At 70.5% G+C, this 15,704-nt stretch carries 17 protein-coding genes; 11 read left to right on the plus strand and 6 right to left on the minus strand.

All coding sequences use genetic code 11. The annotated features are described in order from the left end of the window. Positions 1-78: 78 nt before the first annotated feature. A complete protein-coding gene (locus ABZ470_RS18440; protein WP_362912420.1) occupies positions 79-2,304 on the minus strand; it encodes a transglycosylase domain-containing protein in 2,226 nt (741 codons plus the stop codon). 308 nt (positions 2,305-2,612) lie between these two features. Between ABZ470_RS18440 and ABZ470_RS18445 the strand changes: the two genes are divergently transcribed. After that, positions 2,613-2,909, plus strand: coding sequence for a WhiB family transcriptional regulator (locus ABZ470_RS18445; RefSeq protein WP_012887233.1), 297 nt, complete (start codon positions 2,613-2,615; stop codon positions 2,907-2,909). Positions 2,910-3,067: 158 nt separating this feature from the next. Here ABZ470_RS18445 and ABZ470_RS18450 read toward each other — a convergent pair whose 3' ends face one another. Both ABZ470_RS18450 and ABZ470_RS18455 read right to left on the minus strand, forming a co-directional pair. Continuing rightward, positions 3,068-4,216 carry an ArsA family ATPase gene (locus tag ABZ470_RS18450; RefSeq protein ID WP_352011021.1) on the minus strand — a complete coding sequence of 383 codons (1,149 nt, stop codon included), beginning with the start codon at positions 4,214-4,216 and terminating at the stop codon, positions 3,068-3,070. Beyond that, the gene (locus tag ABZ470_RS18455) at positions 4,213-5,217 is read right to left on the minus strand and encodes an ArsA-related P-loop ATPase (protein ID WP_362777905.1); all 1,005 of its coding nucleotides are present in this window, start codon (positions 5,215-5,217) and stop codon (positions 4,213-4,215) included. Before ABZ470_RS18455 ends, ABZ470_RS18450 begins: the two co-directional genes overlap by 4 nt. Before the next feature lie 158 nt (positions 5,218-5,375). On the opposite strand from ABZ470_RS18455, the gene ABZ470_RS18460 reads away from it, so the two are divergent. From ABZ470_RS18460 to ABZ470_RS18475, 4 genes are read left to right on the plus strand one after another with little or no spacing between them, the layout of a single operon-like run. Next, positions 5,376-5,531, plus strand: coding sequence for a DUF4177 domain-containing protein (locus ABZ470_RS18460; RefSeq protein ID WP_221460272.1), 156 nt, complete (start codon positions 5,376-5,378; stop codon positions 5,529-5,531). Then, complete coding sequence (locus tag ABZ470_RS18465) at positions 5,528-5,986, plus strand: RidA family protein (RefSeq protein ID WP_362777909.1); 459 nt, start codon at positions 5,528-5,530, stop codon at positions 5,984-5,986. The genes ABZ470_RS18460 and ABZ470_RS18465 overlap by 4 nt, the downstream gene beginning before the upstream one ends. A 56-nt stretch (positions 5,987-6,042) precedes the next feature. After that, entirely contained in the window at positions 6,043-6,882 is an 840-nt protein-coding gene (locus ABZ470_RS18470) for an NUDIX hydrolase (protein ID WP_352011018.1), read from the plus strand. Then, on the plus strand, positions 6,879-7,676 hold the full coding sequence (locus ABZ470_RS18475) for an MBL fold metallo-hydrolase (RefSeq protein WP_362912422.1): 798 nt from the start codon (positions 6,879-6,881) through the stop codon (positions 7,674-7,676). Before ABZ470_RS18470 ends, ABZ470_RS18475 begins: the two co-directional genes overlap by 4 nt. Positions 7,677-7,679: 3 nt before the next feature. Here ABZ470_RS18475 and ABZ470_RS18480 read toward each other — a convergent pair whose 3' ends face one another. Together ABZ470_RS18480 and ABZ470_RS18485 are read right to left on the minus strand one after the other, a co-directional pair. After that, on the minus strand, positions 7,680-8,360 hold the full coding sequence (locus ABZ470_RS18480) for a Crp/Fnr family transcriptional regulator (RefSeq protein WP_086567499.1): 681 nt from the start codon (positions 8,358-8,360) through the stop codon (positions 7,680-7,682). Positions 8,361-8,637: 277 nt separating this feature from the next. Beyond that, complete coding sequence (locus tag ABZ470_RS18485) at positions 8,638-10,062, minus strand: APC family permease (RefSeq protein WP_362912424.1); 1,425 nt, start codon at positions 10,060-10,062, stop codon at positions 8,638-8,640. Between the two features lie 136 nt (positions 10,063-10,198). Here ABZ470_RS18485 and ABZ470_RS18490 point away from each other — a divergent pair, with 136 nt between their 5' ends. The 6 genes from ABZ470_RS18490 to ABZ470_RS18515 all read left to right on the plus strand — a co-directional run bounded on the left by ABZ470_RS18490 (position 10,199) and on the right by ABZ470_RS18515 (position 15,162). Continuing rightward, the gene (locus ABZ470_RS18490; protein ID WP_362912426.1) at positions 10,199-10,825 is read left to right on the plus strand and encodes a TetR family transcriptional regulator C-terminal domain-containing protein; all 627 of its coding nucleotides are present in this window, start codon (positions 10,199-10,201) and stop codon (positions 10,823-10,825) included. After that, entirely contained in the window at positions 10,822-11,919 is a 1,098-nt protein-coding gene (locus tag ABZ470_RS18495; RefSeq protein ID WP_362912428.1) for a P1 family peptidase, read from the plus strand. The genes ABZ470_RS18490 and ABZ470_RS18495 overlap by 4 nt, the downstream gene beginning before the upstream one ends. A gap of 20 nt (positions 11,920-11,939) precedes the next feature. Next, positions 11,940-12,842, plus strand: a complete 903-nt coding sequence (locus ABZ470_RS18500; RefSeq protein ID WP_362912430.1) for a TrmH family RNA methyltransferase — start codon at positions 11,940-11,942, stop codon at positions 12,840-12,842. 51 nt (positions 12,843-12,893) lie between these two features. Further along, positions 12,894-13,634 (plus strand): rRNA methyltransferase, encoded by a 741-nt coding sequence (locus ABZ470_RS18505; RefSeq protein ID WP_352011012.1) that lies wholly within the window; start codon positions 12,894-12,896, stop codon positions 13,632-13,634. A gap of 48 nt (positions 13,635-13,682) precedes the next feature. Next, positions 13,683-14,447, plus strand: a complete 765-nt coding sequence (gene nth / locus ABZ470_RS18510) for an endonuclease III (RefSeq protein WP_352011011.1) — start codon at positions 13,683-13,685, stop codon at positions 14,445-14,447. Between the two features lie 73 nt (positions 14,448-14,520). Then, the gene (locus tag ABZ470_RS18515) at positions 14,521-15,162 is read left to right on the plus strand and encodes a CoA pyrophosphatase (RefSeq protein WP_352011010.1); all 642 of its coding nucleotides are present in this window, start codon (positions 14,521-14,523) and stop codon (positions 15,160-15,162) included. On the opposite strand, the gene ABZ470_RS18520 is transcribed toward ABZ470_RS18515, so the two are convergent. Beyond that, positions 15,112-15,702 carry a HEAT repeat domain-containing protein gene (locus ABZ470_RS18520; protein WP_362777922.1) on the minus strand — a complete coding sequence of 197 codons (591 nt, stop codon included), beginning with the start codon at positions 15,700-15,702 and terminating at the stop codon, positions 15,112-15,114. The genes ABZ470_RS18515 and ABZ470_RS18520 overlap by 51 nt on opposite strands. Positions 15,703-15,704 lie beyond the last annotated feature (2 nt).

Raw genomic sequence — 15,704 nt, forward strand, 5'->3', positions numbered from 1 at the left:
TACGGCGGGCCTGGAAGTCCACGACATGGCCGGAGCCCCTCCCTGATCGGGGAGGGGCTCCGGCCATGTGCGGGCCGCTCAGCGGCCGATGGGACGGTTGGAGTCGCCCTTCTTGTTCTTGCCCCGGCCGCCGAACCAGCCGCCGTTGCCGTCGTTCTCGATGGTGCCGTTGTCGTCGGGGCGGTCGCCGCCGCCACGGCCCCGGTCGGGGCCGCCGTCACCGGGCTTGTCCGGCTTCGGCGGCGGCTTGGGGGCGCACCTGGTGCAACCGCCGAAGCGGTCCTTGTCCACCGCGGTGAAGGGTGTCGGGTCGACGCCCTTCAGCGCGTCGATCATGGAGTACTTCCAGATCCGTCCCGAGATCGTGGCGCCGTACACGTAGGGGTAGTAGGTGCCGCCGATGGTCACCCCGGTCAGGTCGTGCTGGAAGGCGCCACGCGGGTCGCCGAGGCTGACGGAGGAGGCGAGGTCGGGGGTGAACCCGGCGAACCAGGCGGCGGTGTAGCCGTCGGTGGTGCCGGTCTTGCCGGCCGCGGGACGACCGATGCCGCCGTACTGGCTCATCGTGCCCTTGGTGAACACCCCGGACATGATGTGCGCGGCGGCGTCGGCGACCTTCTCGTCCAGGACCTGCTGGCACTTCGGCTTGTACTGCGTGGCCTTGTTGTTGCGGTCACGGATCTCGGTGATGGCCATCGGCTTGCAGTAGGCGCCACGCGCGGCGATGCCCGCGTAGGCCGCGGCGACCGTCACCGGGTCCATCTCGTTGACGCCGAGGGTGAAGGTCTCGACCTCCTTGAGCTTGTCGCCGTCGGCCCGCTTGATGCCGAGGCTCTTGGCGGTCTTGACCACGTCGCAGAGGCCAACCTCCTCCTCAAGGCGCATGAAGAAGGTGTTGACCGAGTTCCGGGTGCCGGTGAGCAGCGTGTTGAAGCCGCCCTCGCCCTCGCTGGAGTTCTGCACGGTGTGGCTGGGGATGCCGACCGGGTTGCCCTTGCAGTCGCGGAAGGAGCCATAGCCTGAGGCGCTGTAACCGGCGCCGGTGCTGAAACCGTCGTTGATCTTGAAGCCCTTGTTCAGCGCCGTGAGCAGGGTGAAGACCTTGAACGTCGAACCCGCCTGGAACCCGGTGCCGCCACCGTGCTGGCTGTCGCCCGCCAGGTTGTAGCTCATCTGGTTCTTCTTCTTGTTGCGCCCGAAGTCGCGGCTGGCGGCCATCGCCTTGATGGCGCCGGTGCCGGGCACGACCATCGCCTGCGCGGCGACCGGCTTGTCGCTGGCCTTGACGAACTTCCTGATGGCCTTCTCGGACGCGGACTGCATCTTCGGGTCGAGCGTCGTCTTGATCGTCAGACCGCCCCGCTGGAGCAGCCTCTTGCGCTCCTCGGGGGTCTTGCCGAAGGACTCGTCGTTGAGCAGCTCGTTCTGGGCGTAGAGGCAGAAGTAGGGGTAGGAGCTCACGTCGCAGCCGCCGGGGACCGGGGTGTCCTTGAAGCCCAGCTTCTTGGCCTTGGCCTCCGCGGCCTCCTGCGTCGTGATCTTGCCGAGCTCGGCCATCCGGTTCAGGACGATGTTGCGCCGTTCGAGCAGCCGCTCACGGCTCGCCTTGCCCACGTTCGGGTCGGTCCTGTTGGGGTTCTGCACGGCTCCGGCCAGCGTCGCCGCCTCGACGAGGTTCAGCTTGGAGGCGTCCTTGCCGAAGAAGCGCTTGGCCGCGGCCTGGATGCCGTGGGCTCCGGCACCGAAGTAGGCGATGTTGAGGTAGCGCTCAAGGATCTCCGACTTGGTGTACTTCTCCTCGATGGCCAGCGCGTAGCGAAGCTCGTTCAGCTTGCGTTCGAGGGTCTGCTCGATCGCGGCGTTCTGCTCCTCGGGAGTCTCGGCCGCGTTGAGCAGCACGAGCTTGACGTACTGCTGGGTGATCGAGGAACCACCCTGGACGCTGCCCCCGCTGAAGTTCTTCATGGCCGCGCGAAGTGTGCCCTCGGGGTCGATCGCGCCGTGCTCGTAGAACCGGAAGTCCTCGATCGCGACGATCGCGGTCTTCATGATGTCGGAGACCTCGTCGAGCTTCACCGACTCGCGGTTCTCGTAGTAGAACTGGGCGAACTGCTTGCCGTTCGCGTCGAGCAGGGTGGTCTTCTCCGCGAGCGGAGGTTCCTTCAGCTCCTCGGGGAGCAGGTGCAACTCCTCCGTGGCCGACTTGACCGTCAGCCCCGCCCCGCCGACCGCGGGGAACGCCACGGCGGCGACCAGCACGCCAGTGACGGTGGCCGCGGCGAGCAACCGCACCACGTTGCCCATGCCACGGAGCACTGACCTGTGAGCTTTGCCTTGAGCTTGCACGACACCAAGGGTACGTCGGACGGATAGCCCAAACGGTAACGGAACACCACTTCGCTGTGCCTCACTCCCGTATCGGACGCAGGTGACTAGTCATTACCGGCCAGATGGCCGCCGATGACCATGCGGGAAATTGGTCCCGCCGGGGTCTGTCGGCCCGAACGTCTGATTGCGTACGTTCTCCTTCTGCGGCAACTGAATACGGAGGCTCGACGCCCGCGCCCGTCGGCCCCAAGTCACGACTGACCACCTAAGGGGAGTGGGGTCGAATGTGGATCACGGATTGGACCTCCCGTGCGGCCTGTAAGGGTGCGGATCCTGACGCGCTTTTCGTTCAGGGCGCTGCCCAGAACCGGGCGAAGCTGATCTGCCGGGGATGCCCGGTCCGGACCGAGTGCCTCGCCGATGCGCTGGACAATCGCATCGAGTTCGGGGTGTGGGGCGGGATGACCGAGCGCGAACGCCGGGCGTTGCTACGCCGGCGACCGGACGTCGACTCCTGGCGTGACCTGCTGGAGTTGGCCAAGGAGGAGTACGAGCGGACGAACGAGCTGATCGCCGGCTGAGTTCGCGCAGATCCCGTACGGCTGGCGCACCGCGCCGGCCGTACCCGCGCGTCCGCGGGACGTCGGTTCCCGGAGACGGGATGCCAGGTTCCCGAAGACCGCGGGGTGTCAGGCTCTCGGAGGCCCGAAAGAGGCCTCCGAGAGCCTGAGAACCCTCGCTACTGGGCCGTCAGCAGTTCACCGACCCTGCGCAGACCCGCCAGGTCGTGCACGTCCTGCGACATCGCCGGGACCCGGGCCACGGGCACCGTGGGATGCGCCGACAGGAAGTGCTCCTGTTCACGGTCCTCACGCGCGGCCAGTTGCATCCGGCCCGCGTGCAGGCGCAGGACGGCGGCGGTGAGGTCGTGTTCGCCCCGCGTCTCCAGATCCTCGGCCGCGGCGGTGCTGCGCGCGGCCGACAGCACGGCGGCGGGCGCCCGGTGCACCCGGTTCACCACCAGACCGGCCAGCGGCATGCGCTCCTCGGCCAGCCGTTCCACGAAGTAGGAGGCCTCCCGCATGGCGTCGCGCTCCGGCGCGGCCACCACGACGAAGGCCGTCCCCGGAGCCTGCAGGAGCTTGTAGGTCTGCTCGGCCCTGGCCCTGAAGCCGCCGAAGACGGCGTCGAGGGCCGAGACGAACGTCTGCAGGTCCTTGAGCACCTGCGCGCCAAGCAGCTTGGTCAGGGCGCCCGCCACGATGCCGAACCCGGCGTTGAGCAGCTTGAACGCGCTGCGCCCGCCCGCCTTCGCAGGAGCCATGAGCAGCCTGATGAGCCTGCCGTCGAGGAAGCGGCCGAGCCGTTCCGGGGCGTCGAGGAAGTCGAGCGCCGAGCGCGACGGCGGGGTGTCGACGATGATCAGGTCCCAGTCGCCGGAGCGCCGGAGCTGCCCGAGCTTCTCCATCGCCATGTACTCCTGGGTGCCGGAGAAACTCGACGAGAGAGACTGGTAGAAGGGGTTCGTCAGGATCTGCCGGGCCCGTTCCGGGTCGGCGTGCGCCTCGATGATCTCGTCGAAGGTGCGCTTCATGTCGAGCATCATGGCGTGCAGCCTGCCCTCGCCCTTCACCCCGGCGACGGGCCGCGGGGTGTTGTCGAGCTCGGTCAGGCCCATGGACTGGGCCAGCCGCCTGGCGGGGTCGACGGTGAGCACGACGGCGGATCGGCCGCGTTCGGCGGCGCGCAGCCCGAGCGCCGCGGCCGTCGTGGTCTTGCCGACGCCGCCGGAGCCGCAGCAGACCACGATCCTGGTGCCCGGGTCGTCGATGATCGCGTCGAGGTCGAGGACCGGGACCGCCCTGAGCCTGCCGGACCGCTCGTTCATGCCGCTCCCTGCGCGTGGATCGACTCGGCCAGTTCGTAGAGTCCCGCCAGGTCGACCCCGTCGGACAGCAGCGGCAGCTCGTAGCGGGGCCTGCCCGAGGTGTCCAGCGAGCGCCGTTCACGGCGTTCGAGCCTGGTGCGGTGGGCGTGCTCGGCGATCTCCTCGGCCAGGGCGTCGGCCACCGCGGCGGCGTCCGCGCCGCCCTCGGCGAGCCCGGCGGCCTTCAGCCCGAGTGCCAGTTCGGCCGGGTCGAAGCGGCCCTTGGCCGCGGCGTCGAGGACCGAGGCGGGCAGCAGCGACTCCCTGACCATGTTCGTGAAGATCCCTCCGGGCGGCAGGCCCGCCTCCCGCAGCTCGTCGAGCCCGTCCAGGGTCTCCTGGACCGGCATCTCCTCAAGAAGTGTGACGAAGTGCACCGCGGTCTCCGGGGAGGAGACGACGCCGTTGACCAGGTCGGCGTGGTTCTTGATCGGCCCGACCCTCGCGAGCCCGGCGACCTCGCTGGTGACGTTGAGGAAACGGGCGACCCGCCCCGTCGGCGGGGCGTCGAGCACGACGGCGTCGTAGATCCGCCTGCCGTCCTTGCCCTTGCGCCGTACGGCCTCGGTGGTCTTGCCGGTGACCAGGACGTCGCGGAAACCGGGGGCGATGGTGGTCGCGAAGTCGACGACGCCCATCTTGGTGAGAGCCTTGCCCGCCCTGCGCATCCCGTAGAACATCTCCAGGTAGTCGAGCATGGCCTCCTCGGGGTCGATGGCCAGCGCGTGCACGTCACCGCCTCCCGGCGCGACGGCGATCTTCCGCTCCTCGTACGGCAGCGGCGGCAGGTCGAAGACCTGTGCGATTCCCTGACGGCCCTCGACCTCGACCAGCAGGACCCTGCGCCCGCCCGAGGCGAGCGCGAGGGCGAGGGCGGCGGCGACGGTGGTCTTGCCGGTCCCGCCCTTACCGGTGACGACATGGAGGCGTACGCCGTCCCAGTCGGTGTCACGAGCTCTCACGCTTCGAAGGCTACCCAACGGCCCCCTGCCGATTCGCCCGGACCGTCCACCCACGAATATGCCGATTCTCACTGGCGATCCATCCGAAAAGGGACACGGACGTGGTGGGAGCCGGTGGACGGCCGTCCACCGGGGCGGCTGTCGCTAATGTGTCCCCCATGACGCAATGGGAGTACTCGACGGTGCCGCTGCTGGTGCACGCGACCAAGCAGATCCTCGACAACTGGGGCCAGGACGGCTGGGAGCTCGTCCAGGTCGTGCCGGGGCCCAACCCCGAGCAGCTTGTCGCCTACCTGAAGCGGCCGAAGCAGTGACGCCGGAGGAGCGGCTGAGCGAGCTCGGCCTGACGCTGCCCAAGGTCGTCGCACCGCTGGCGGCCTACGTCCCCGCGGTCCGCTCGGGAAACCACGTCTACACCTCGGGCCAGCTCCCGGTGGTGGACGGCAAGCTTCTGGCGACCGGCAAGGTCGGCGCCGAGGTGAGCCCGGAGGATGCCTACCAGCTCGCCAGGACCTGCGCGCTCAACGCCCTGGCCGCTGTCGGGTCGGTGGTCGGCGACCTGTCGAACATCGTCAGGATCGTCAAGGTCGTCGGCTTCGTGGCCAGCGACCCGGCCTTCTCCGGCCAGCCGCAGGTGGTCAACGGCGCCAGTGAGCTGCTCGCCGAGATCCTCGGGGACGCGGGCAAGCACGCCCGCAGCGCGGTCGGCGTCGCCGTACTGCCGCTGGACGCCCCGGTCGAGGTCGAACTGGTCGCCGAGGTCGTCTGACCGGGTGACGGGGCGGAAGCCGTACCGGATGACAGGGCCGAAACCGGAGGGATCTGATGGGCGGGATTCCGCTCCGCGGTGAGCTGGGCGAGCGGGCACGGGACATCCTGGCCGGGCGGGCCGAGCCCGTCCCGGCCCGGGACGCCGCGACCGTGGTCCTCCTGCGCGAGGACCCACGCCAGGGGGTCGAGGTCTACCTGCTGAGACGTACGGCGAGCATGGCCTTCGCCGCGGGCGCCTGCGTCTTCCCCGGCGGTTCCGTCGATCCCCGGGACGCCGACCAGGCGCTCGCCTGGGCCGGTCCGCCGCCCGCCGAGTGGGCGCGGGCCTTCCGCACGTCGGAGGGCACCGCGCGCGGCCTGGTGTGCGCGGCGGTCAGGGAGACGTTCGAGGAGTCGGGCGTGCTGCTCGCCGGTCCCTCGGCGCGGGAGGTGGTGGCCGACACCACCGGGGACGACTGGGAGGCCGACCGGCTCGCCCTGATCGACAGGAGTCTGTCCTTCACCGACTTCCTGGCCAGGCGGTCCCTGGTGCTGCGCGCCGACCTGCTGCGTCCCTGGGGGCACTGGATCACCCCCGTGGCCGAGCCGAGGCGCTTCGACACCCGCTTCTTCGTCGCCGCGCTCCCGCCGGGCCAGCGCACCCGCGACGTCGGCGGCGAGGCCGACAAGGTCATCTGGGTACGGCCGGCCGACGCGCTGGACCAGGCGCGGCGGGGGCTGATCAGGCTGATGCCCCCGACCTACCGCACGCTGCGGGAGGTCTCCGCGCACCCGGCCGTGGCCGGCGTCCTGGCGGCCGAACGTGAGATCGTGAGCTACATGCCCGGTATCGCCGAGGTCGACGGGGAGATGCGGATCGTGCTCGACGACGACTACGGACCCGGTGTGGGATGAGCGGGCTGCGGATCCCCCTGGACGGTCCTGACGGGTCGGGAACCGCCAACGCGTTCGCGATCCTGGCCCCCAACCCCTCCGCGATGACCCTGGAGGGCACCAACACCTGGGTGGTCGGCGTCGGGGAGGAGGCACTCGTCGTCGATCCCGGCCCCGAGGACGAGGCCCATCTGCGGCGGGTCGCCGCCCACCTCGGGGAGCGCCGGGTGCGGGCGGTCCTGCTGACCCACGGTCACGACGACCACAGCGGCGGTGCCAGGAGGTTCGCCGAGCTGGTCGGAGCCCCGGTCAGGGCCCTCGACCCCCGGCACCGTCTCGGCACGGAGGGGCTCGGCGACGGAGACGTGATCACGGTCGGCGACCTCGAACTGCACGTCGTCGGCACTCCGGGCCACTCGTTCGACTCGCTGTGCTTCTGGCTGCCGCAGGACGGGGCCGTGCTCACCGGGGACACCGTGCTGGGCAGGGGGACGACCGTGATCGCCCCGGACGGGGACCTCGGAGACTATCTGCGCTCCCTCGACCATCTGCGGGCGACGGTCGAGAAGGTCGGGGCGCGGGCGCTGCTGCCGGGACACGGCCCGGTGCTGCCCGACCCGGTCGGCGCGCTCGACGGCTACGTCGCGCACCGCAGGCGGCGGCTCGACCAGATCAGGCGGGCCAGGCGGCAGGGGGCGACGACGGCGAGGGAGATCGTCGAGGTCGTCTACGCGGAGGTCGACAGGTCGCTGTGGCCGGCCGCGGAGATGTCGGTCCGCGCCCAGCTCTCCTATCTGGAGGGTCTCGGCGAGTGAGGGTCAGCGCGAGCGGTTGTGCAGGCGCTCCAGGTCCATGATGACCACGGCCTTGGCCTCGATGCGCAGCCAGCCGCGCTGGGCGAAGTCGGCCAGGGCCTTGTTCACGGTCTCGCGGGAGGCGCCGACCAGCTGGGCCAGCTCCTCCTGGGTGAGGTCGTGGTGGACCCGGACACCGTCGTCGATCCGCTGCCCGAAGCGCTCGGCCAGGTCGAGCAGGGCCTTGGCGACCCGGCCGGGGACGTCGGTGAAGACCAGGTCGGCCAGCACGTCGTTGGTACGGCGCAGCCGCTGGGCCAGGGCGCGCAGCAGGTGCAGGGCGACCTCGGGGCGGCCGGTCAGCCACGGGCGCAGGTCGTCGTGGCCCAGACCGGCGAGGCGGACGTCGGTCAGCGCCGTCGCCGAGGCCGTACGGGGACGGGGGTCGAACAGCGAGAGCTCGCCGAACATCTCACCGGGGCCGAGCACGCTGAGCAGGTTCTCCCGCCCGTCGGGGGCGGTCCTGGACAGCTTGATCTTGCCTTCGAGGACCACGTAGAGGCGGTCTCCGGTCTCGTTCTCGCTGAAGAGGGTCTGTCCCTTGGACAGCTCGACCTCCGAGACACTCGTACGCAGCGCGGCGGCGCCCTCACGGTCGAGCGCCGAGAACAGAGGCGCCTTGGCCAGCACGTCGTCGGTGTTCACAGTGCCTCCTGTTTCACGGCTCACGCAGTTATTGTGACCTATCACACCGAGTCGTTCTCAAGGGGCCCGGCGTGAAGGCCGCCGGGACTCCACGGCGGTGGTTCCGCTGGGTTGGACCCGGCTCGCGGTGGTCCGCCGTGTTCGACGGCTGGATCACGCTCATCCGGAAATCTACCCATATAGATGGGCGAACCCGACGTCGGTCCCTCCTCCCGCGTCCCCGACCGTCTCTCAGACCCCGCACCCGCGGGCACGGGGTCCCCTAACAGAGGCGTTGTCAGTCGTCGGCCGCGCCGCGCAGCTCCCACGCGCCGCGTCTGCGCAGGACCAGCAGGTAGTAGGCGGCGAAGACGATCCCGATGCCGACGGTGATGAGGAGGCTCGGCCGCCCGACCTCGGGGTCGAGGAGGTTGCGGTAGGCGACGTACCCGATGGCCAGCAGGGCGAGCACCGGCGCCACCGGGAACCACGGCATCCGGTAGGCGGCGTGCGAGGTCGAGCCGTTGCGGCGCCCGGTGAGGGTCGCGACGCACAGCGCCGCGTAGATCGCGATGATCGTGGTCGCGGTCACGACCAGCAGGAACCGTTCGTCGGCGTAGCAGAATCCGGCGCCGATGAGCCCGGCCCCGATGGTGGCGATCCACGGGCTGCCGAAGCGGGGGTGGATCGAGGCCAGCGCCCTGCTGACCGGGGACGGCCAGGTGGTGTCGCGGCCGGTGCTGAAGATCATGCGGGCGGTGACGAGGATGATCGCCAGGACCGCGTTGAAGATGGCCAGGGCGACGGCGAGGCTGAGGACGTTGTTCAGCGTCGTCCCGGCGCGTGCGGTGATGAAGTACTCCATCATGTTGTCCGCGCCGAAGAGACCGGGAAGCGAGGGCGCGCCCATGAGCACCGCGGTCACCGGGATCAGCTCGGCGGCGACGGTGATGCCCAGGGCCCACAGGACCGTCTTGGCGATGCCCCGGTGGGCGTCCTGGGTCTCCTCGCCCAGATAGACGGCGGCGCCGTAGCCGTTGTAGGCGAACAGGGCCACCGCGGTGGCGGCGCCGATCACCCCGGCCGAGGCCGCGACGACCGTGCCGTCCTGGCCCGCGGCCACCGGGTGCAGCACCAGGTCGGCCAGGGAGCGCTCGGGGTTGAGGAAGCCCAGCGCGCTCACCACGACCAGGGCGAGCATCTCGATGGCCAGGAAGACACCGGTCACCCAGGCGTTGAGCTTGATGTCGAACACGGCGAGCACGGTGGCGACGACCGTGGTCACGGCCGCGACGGTCGGGGCGTGCAGGCCGGGGAAGATGACCGCCAGGTAGGTGCCGACGCCGAGCGCGATCACCGCGATGATCAACAGCTGGGTGACCATGAACAGGCCGAGCACCACGAAACCGGGCAGCCGCCCGAAGGTACGGGCCACGATCGCGTACTCGCCGCCGCTGAGCGGGTAGGCCGAGCCGAGTTCGGCGTAGACGAAGGCCATGAAGATCCCCACGACACCCGCGACCAGGAAGGCCGTGAAGGCTCCCGAGCCCGCCTGGCCGATGACACCCGGGGCGATGATGAACACCGAGGACGCCGGCGAGATCGCCGACAGGGTGATGAACAGGGTGCCCAGCAGTTTCAGGCCCCGGTGCAGGTGGGGGTGGGAGCCGGTCGGGGAGGGTGGCGGTGTGGGGGTGGACGGGCTCGTGTCGTGGGGGGTCACGGCGCCTCCTCAGGCGTGGTTCTTTGAACATGCATCAAAGAACTCTGTGAGATGTACGTCAATACACCTCCGTGTAAAAGCTCCGTTTCACCTTCCCCGGTTGCGTTCTTTGACCGATGTCTAGAGAATCACCGGCATGGCACGACCCAGCCGAGCACACGAGAAGCGCGCCGAGCTCGTCGCCGCCGCCCGCCGGGCGGTGCTGCGGCACGGCGTCGTCGACCTGCGTCTGCGGGACGTCGCCGAGCAGGCGGACATGTCGGCAGGATCGGTCCTGTACTACTTCCCGGCGCTGACCGACCTGCTGAAGGAGGTGCAGCACGAGGCGGTCGAGCGTTTCTGCGTCGAACGGGAACGGGCGGCCTCCGAGGAACCCGACCCCAGACGCAGGCTGCTCGGCATGATCCGCGCGGGCCTGCCGGCCGGCAGCGACGACGAACTGTGCGTCCTGCTGTACGAGCTGGGCACCTATGCCCGCAGGGACCCCGCCTACTCCGCCCAGCACATCCGCCTGTGCGAACGGCAGGTCACCCTGTACGCCTCCATCCTGGAGGCCGGGGCCGCGACGGGGGTCTTCACGCTGACCCGTGACGCCGCCACCCTCGCCCGCAACCTCGTCATGCTTGAGGACGGCCTCGGCCTGCACGTCACGCAGGCCGTACCCACCCTCGACGCCGGGCAGGCCGAGCGCCTGCTGCTGACCTACGCCGCCGACGTCACCGGCTGCGACCTGGAGAACCTGGAAGGACCTGAAGAACGATGACACGGGCGCGCGAACTCGGCCTGCCGCTGCCGGGCCGTACGGGGCCGGACAACGCGATCACCGACGTTCCCGGGGTCGAGGTCGGCCACACCACGCTGATCGAGGGGGAGTCGGTCCGCACCGGCGTGACCGCGCTGCTGCCACGCGGGCGCGCGGACTTCGAGGTGCCGTGCGCGGCGGGGTGGTTCTCGCTCAACGGCAACGGCGAGATGACGGGCACCTCCTGGCTCAGCGAGACCGGTTCCCTGCGGCTGCCCGTGCTCATCACCAACACCCACGCCGTCGGCACCTGCCACCGCGGGGTCATCGACTGGGTGGCCCGTGAGAAGCCCGAGGTCGCCGCCGAGTGGCTGCTGCCCGTGGTCGCCGAGACCTGGGACGGCTACCTCAACGACATCAACGGCCCCCACGTACGGCCCGAGCACGCCGTGGCCGCCATCGACGCGGCCCGCCCGGGACCGGTCGCCGAGGGCTCGGTCGGCGGCGGCACCGGGATGAACTGCTACGGCTTCAAGGGCGGCAACGGCACCTCCTCCCGGCTGGTCGACTACGGGGCCGACACCTACACGGTCGGGGCGTTCCTCCAGGCCAACTTCGGCGCCCGCAAGGAACTGACCGTCTGCGGCGTGCCCGTCGGCAGGTCGCTCACGGACGACGACCCCATGGACGGGCACGACTCCCCGGCGGGGGCGGGCTCCGTCATCGTCGTCGTCGCCACGGACGCGCCGCTGCTGCCGCTGCAGTGCACCGCGCTGGCCCGCAGGGTCCCGCTGGGCCTCGCCCGTACCGGGACCACCGGCTCGCACTTCTCCGGAGACATCTTCCTGGCCTTCTCGACCGGCAACCCCGGCGCGCTGACCTCGGGCTTCCCCGGGGAGGAACCGGTCTACGAGAGCATGCGGTTCATCCCGTGGAGCCGGCTCGACGTCTTCTACGAGGCCGTCGTCGAGGCCGTCGAGGAGGCCGTGCTCAACGCCCTCCTGGGCGCCGAGACCATGATCGGCCGTGAGGGGCGCCGCTCCCCCGCCATCCCCGTCGCCCGGCTTCTCGACCTGCTCGGCACCCAGGTGTCGTCCGCGAATCGCGTGGAGTGAGGGCCGGTAGGCTCCTGCCCATGCCGGGTGACAGACAACGTGACGGATCGCGTAACCACGGTGCCCGCGCGGGCCGGGGCACGCGTCCGGCGAGCGGCGCCGTGGGGGTGCACAGCCGCGGCGACCGGTTCCAGACGTGGCAGGCGTTGCTGACCAACCGGAACAAGCGGCAGAAGCTCGGCGAGTTCCTCATCCACGGGGTCCGCCCGATCACGCTCGCGGTCGAGCACGGCTGGCCGCTGCGCTGTCTGCTCTACCCACACGGTCAGCACCTGTCGGCGTGGGCGGAGGGCCTCATCCGTGACAGCGGGGTCCGTTCGGTGCCGGTGGCCCCGGAACTGCTGCTCGAACTCGGAGAACGAGAGTCGGCGGCGCCGGAGCTCGTGGCCGTCGGCGCGCTGCGGCCGGACGACCTGGGGCGCCTGCCCCAGGGGCACGACCTGCTGGGAGTTGCCTTCGACCGTCCGACGAGCCCGGGCAACATCGGGACGCTGACCCGTTCAGCGGACGCGTTCGGCGCCTCGGGGATGATCATCACCGGCCACGCCGCGGACGTCTACGACCCGAAGACCGTGCGCGCCAGCACAGGATCGATCTTCAGGCTGCCGGTGGTCAGGGCTCCCGGCGTCAACGAGGTGCTCGAATGGGTGGAGTCCCTGCGCGGGCGGGGCACCCCGGTCAAGATCGTCGGGACCGACGAGACCGGCGGGACCTCCGTACAGGACTGTGACCTGACGGGCCCGGTCCTGCTGGTGGTGGGCAACGAGACCGTCGGGATGAGCGCCCGCTGGCGCGAGGCCTGCGACGAGATCGTCAGGATTCCGATCGGGGGTGCCGCCAGCTCACTCAACGCGGCCTCCGCGGGGACCCTGATGCTCTACGAGGCCGCCCGGCAGCGCGGGTTCCCCACGGCCAGGGACTGACGTGAGACCGCCTGTGCTCTCAGCGGAAAGGCGTCGGAGAAGGGGGCGGGAGTGACGGGCTACCGTCATGTGGTCGCCAAGGACGACTACACGGATCTCGCGAGCGGCACCGTCCTGCGCTCGGCCCCGGGATTCCCGGCCTTTCCCGTCAGGTTGGTCTCGGAGATCTTCCTGCGCGCCCTGGAACTGCGCGGCGGTGACGCCCCGGCGGTGATCTGGGACCCCTGCTGCGGGAGCGGCTATCTGCTCACCGTTCTCGGGCTGCTGCACCGGCGTGAGGTCTCCTCGCTGGTCGCCTCGGACGTCGCGGAGAACGCGCTGGTGCTCGCCCGGGAGAATCTGGCCCTGGTCGATCCTGAGGCCATGGAACGCCGGGCGAGGGTGCTTGAGGAGCGAGCCGGACGCTTCGGCAAGCCCGGCTACCTGGACGCGGCGGCGAGCGCGCGGCGCCTGGGCGGACGGCTCACCAGGGAGGGTGGGGCGCTGCCCACCACGGTCAGCCGGGCGGACGTGTTCCGGCCGGCCGAGCTCGCTGCCGTCGTCTCCACGGCCGCGCCCGACATCGTGATCACCGACGTCCCCTACGAGGAGCAGACCAGCTGGATCGGCGGCACCGGGGTGCCGGAGATGCTGGGTTCCCTGGCCTCCGTCCTCGGCGGCGGATCGGTCATCGCGGTCACGGCCAAGGGGCGCCGGGTCCCGGTCGGGGACGTCGCGCGCCCACGGGTCTCCTTCCGTGTCGGCAACCGCTCAACCGTGCTCCTGAAGGCGGCCGACCTCTCCGCCGGTTAACGGGAATCTCCGAGGCCGCAGGGCCGGACACCACCTACGCTTGAGGCCATGGCGACGCAGTTGACCCCTGGGCAGAGGACGAGACGATTCAAGAACGAGACCCGGCTCGGCCTGGTGCGCAGGGCCCGGCGGATGGACCGGGTGCTCATGGAGACCTACCCCGACGCCCACTGTGAGCTCGACTTCAACAGCCCGTTCGAGCTCCTGATCGCCACGGTCATGTCGGCGCAGACGACCGACGTCCGCGTGAACATGGTGACGCCCACGCTCTTCGCGAAGTATCCGACCCCCGAGGACCTCGCGGCGGCCGACCCGGAGGACGTCGAGGAGATCATCAAGTCCACCGGGTTCTTCCGGGCCAAGACGAAGTCGATCATCGGACTGTCGATCGCGCTGCGCGACGAATTCGGCGGCGAGGTGCCCAGGACCCTCGAACAGATGGTCACCCTGCCCGGTGTGGGCCGCAAAACGGCCAACGTGGTCCTCGGGAACGCGCGTGACCCCAAGACGGGAGAACCGTTCGGGGTGACGGGCCTGACCGTGGACACCCACTTCCAGCGGCTCGTGCGGCGCTTCGGATGGACCGAGGAGACCGACCCCGTCAAGATCGAGCACATCGTCGGCGAGCTCATCCCGAAGCGGGAGTGGACGATGGCCTCCCACCGCCTGATCTGGCACGGCCGCCGCGTCTGCCACGCCCGCAAACCCGCCTGCGGCGCCTGCCCCCTGGTCGCCCTCTGTCCCTCGTACGGCACCGGCCCGACCGACCCCGTCGAGGCCGCGAAACTGGTCCGTTCCGGCCCTCTTCCCTGACATGACCGGATCGTCGGGAAGCACGAGGCCGTACGGCGTGTTGCAGAGACCGGAACAGACCGGAGGTGTGCCCGTGGAAGTGCCCGGCTGGTTGGAGACGCTCGCCGAACGGGTCGCGAGGAAACCGGTTCCCCTGGCCATGCGCCCGCCGGAGACCGGCGGCCGTCACGCCGCGGTGCTCATGCTGTTCGGCGAGGGGCCGCTCGGCCCCGACGTGCTCCTGATCCAGCGCAGCTCACGCGGGCGCAGACACGCGGGACAGCCCGCCTTCCCCGGCGGCGGGATCGACCCGGACGACGGCGGTCCGGTCGCCGCGGCGCTGCGTGAGGCCCGCGAGGAGACCGGGCTCGACCCGGCGGGCGTCCACGTCGTCGGCACCATGCCCGAGCTGTACATCTGGCGCAGCGACAACCGGGTCACCCCCGTCGTCGGCTGGTGGCACACCCCCTCCGTGGTGCACGCGGCCTCGCCGAACGAGGTCGAGTCGGTGGAACGGGTCCCGCTGTCCGAACTGACCGACCCGGCCAACCGCGTCACCCTGCGTCACCCGAGCGGCTTCGCCGGCCCGGCCTTCCGGGTCCGCGGGCTGCTGGTGTGGGGCTTCACCGCCGGGGTGCTCGACGGGGTGCTCGCCGGCTCCGCCTTCGAACGCCCCTGGGACAGGTCACGGGTCGAGGACATGCCTCCCGACGTCGTCAACCTCGCCGCCCGCTGACCCCTCCCAGCCGCCCCCCTCGATCTCACGCCCGGTGGACAGGGCCAGCCCGAGACGCGCCCACTCGGCCACGTCCTCGCAGGGGTCCCCGGTCAACCGTTCGAGTACGGCCAGGCCCGCCGGGTCCGGCGGAGCACCGATGATCTTCGGGAGTGCGTGGGCGACGCCGTACCTGACCCTGGAGTCCTCGTGCTCGCTCAGCGTGACCACCGAGGGCAGCGCGCGGCCGTCCCGTAGGTGACCGAAGGCGATCAGCACCGAGTAGAGCACCATGCAGTCGTCCTCGGCGGCGGCCAGGAAGCGCAGAACCGGCAGACTTCGGTCGACGAACGGCAATCTGCCGAGGATGTCCACCCCGAGCATCCGCTCGGTGGCCGTGTTGCCCGCGCACAGTCGTCTGGCCGCGGTGAAGGTCTCCAGATCGCCCCGTTCGTGCAGCATGGCGATGGCTTTCCAGCGGATCGTGCCGTCCTGGTCCCTGTCCCGCAGCGCGGTCTCGATGAGCGTTTCCACAGCCGGCGACCCCCCGATCGTTGCCATAC

Source organism: Streptosporangium sp. NPDC020072 (genome assembly GCF_040631445.1).
Classification (GTDB): Bacteria; Actinomycetota; Actinomycetes; order Streptosporangiales; family Streptosporangiaceae; genus Streptosporangium.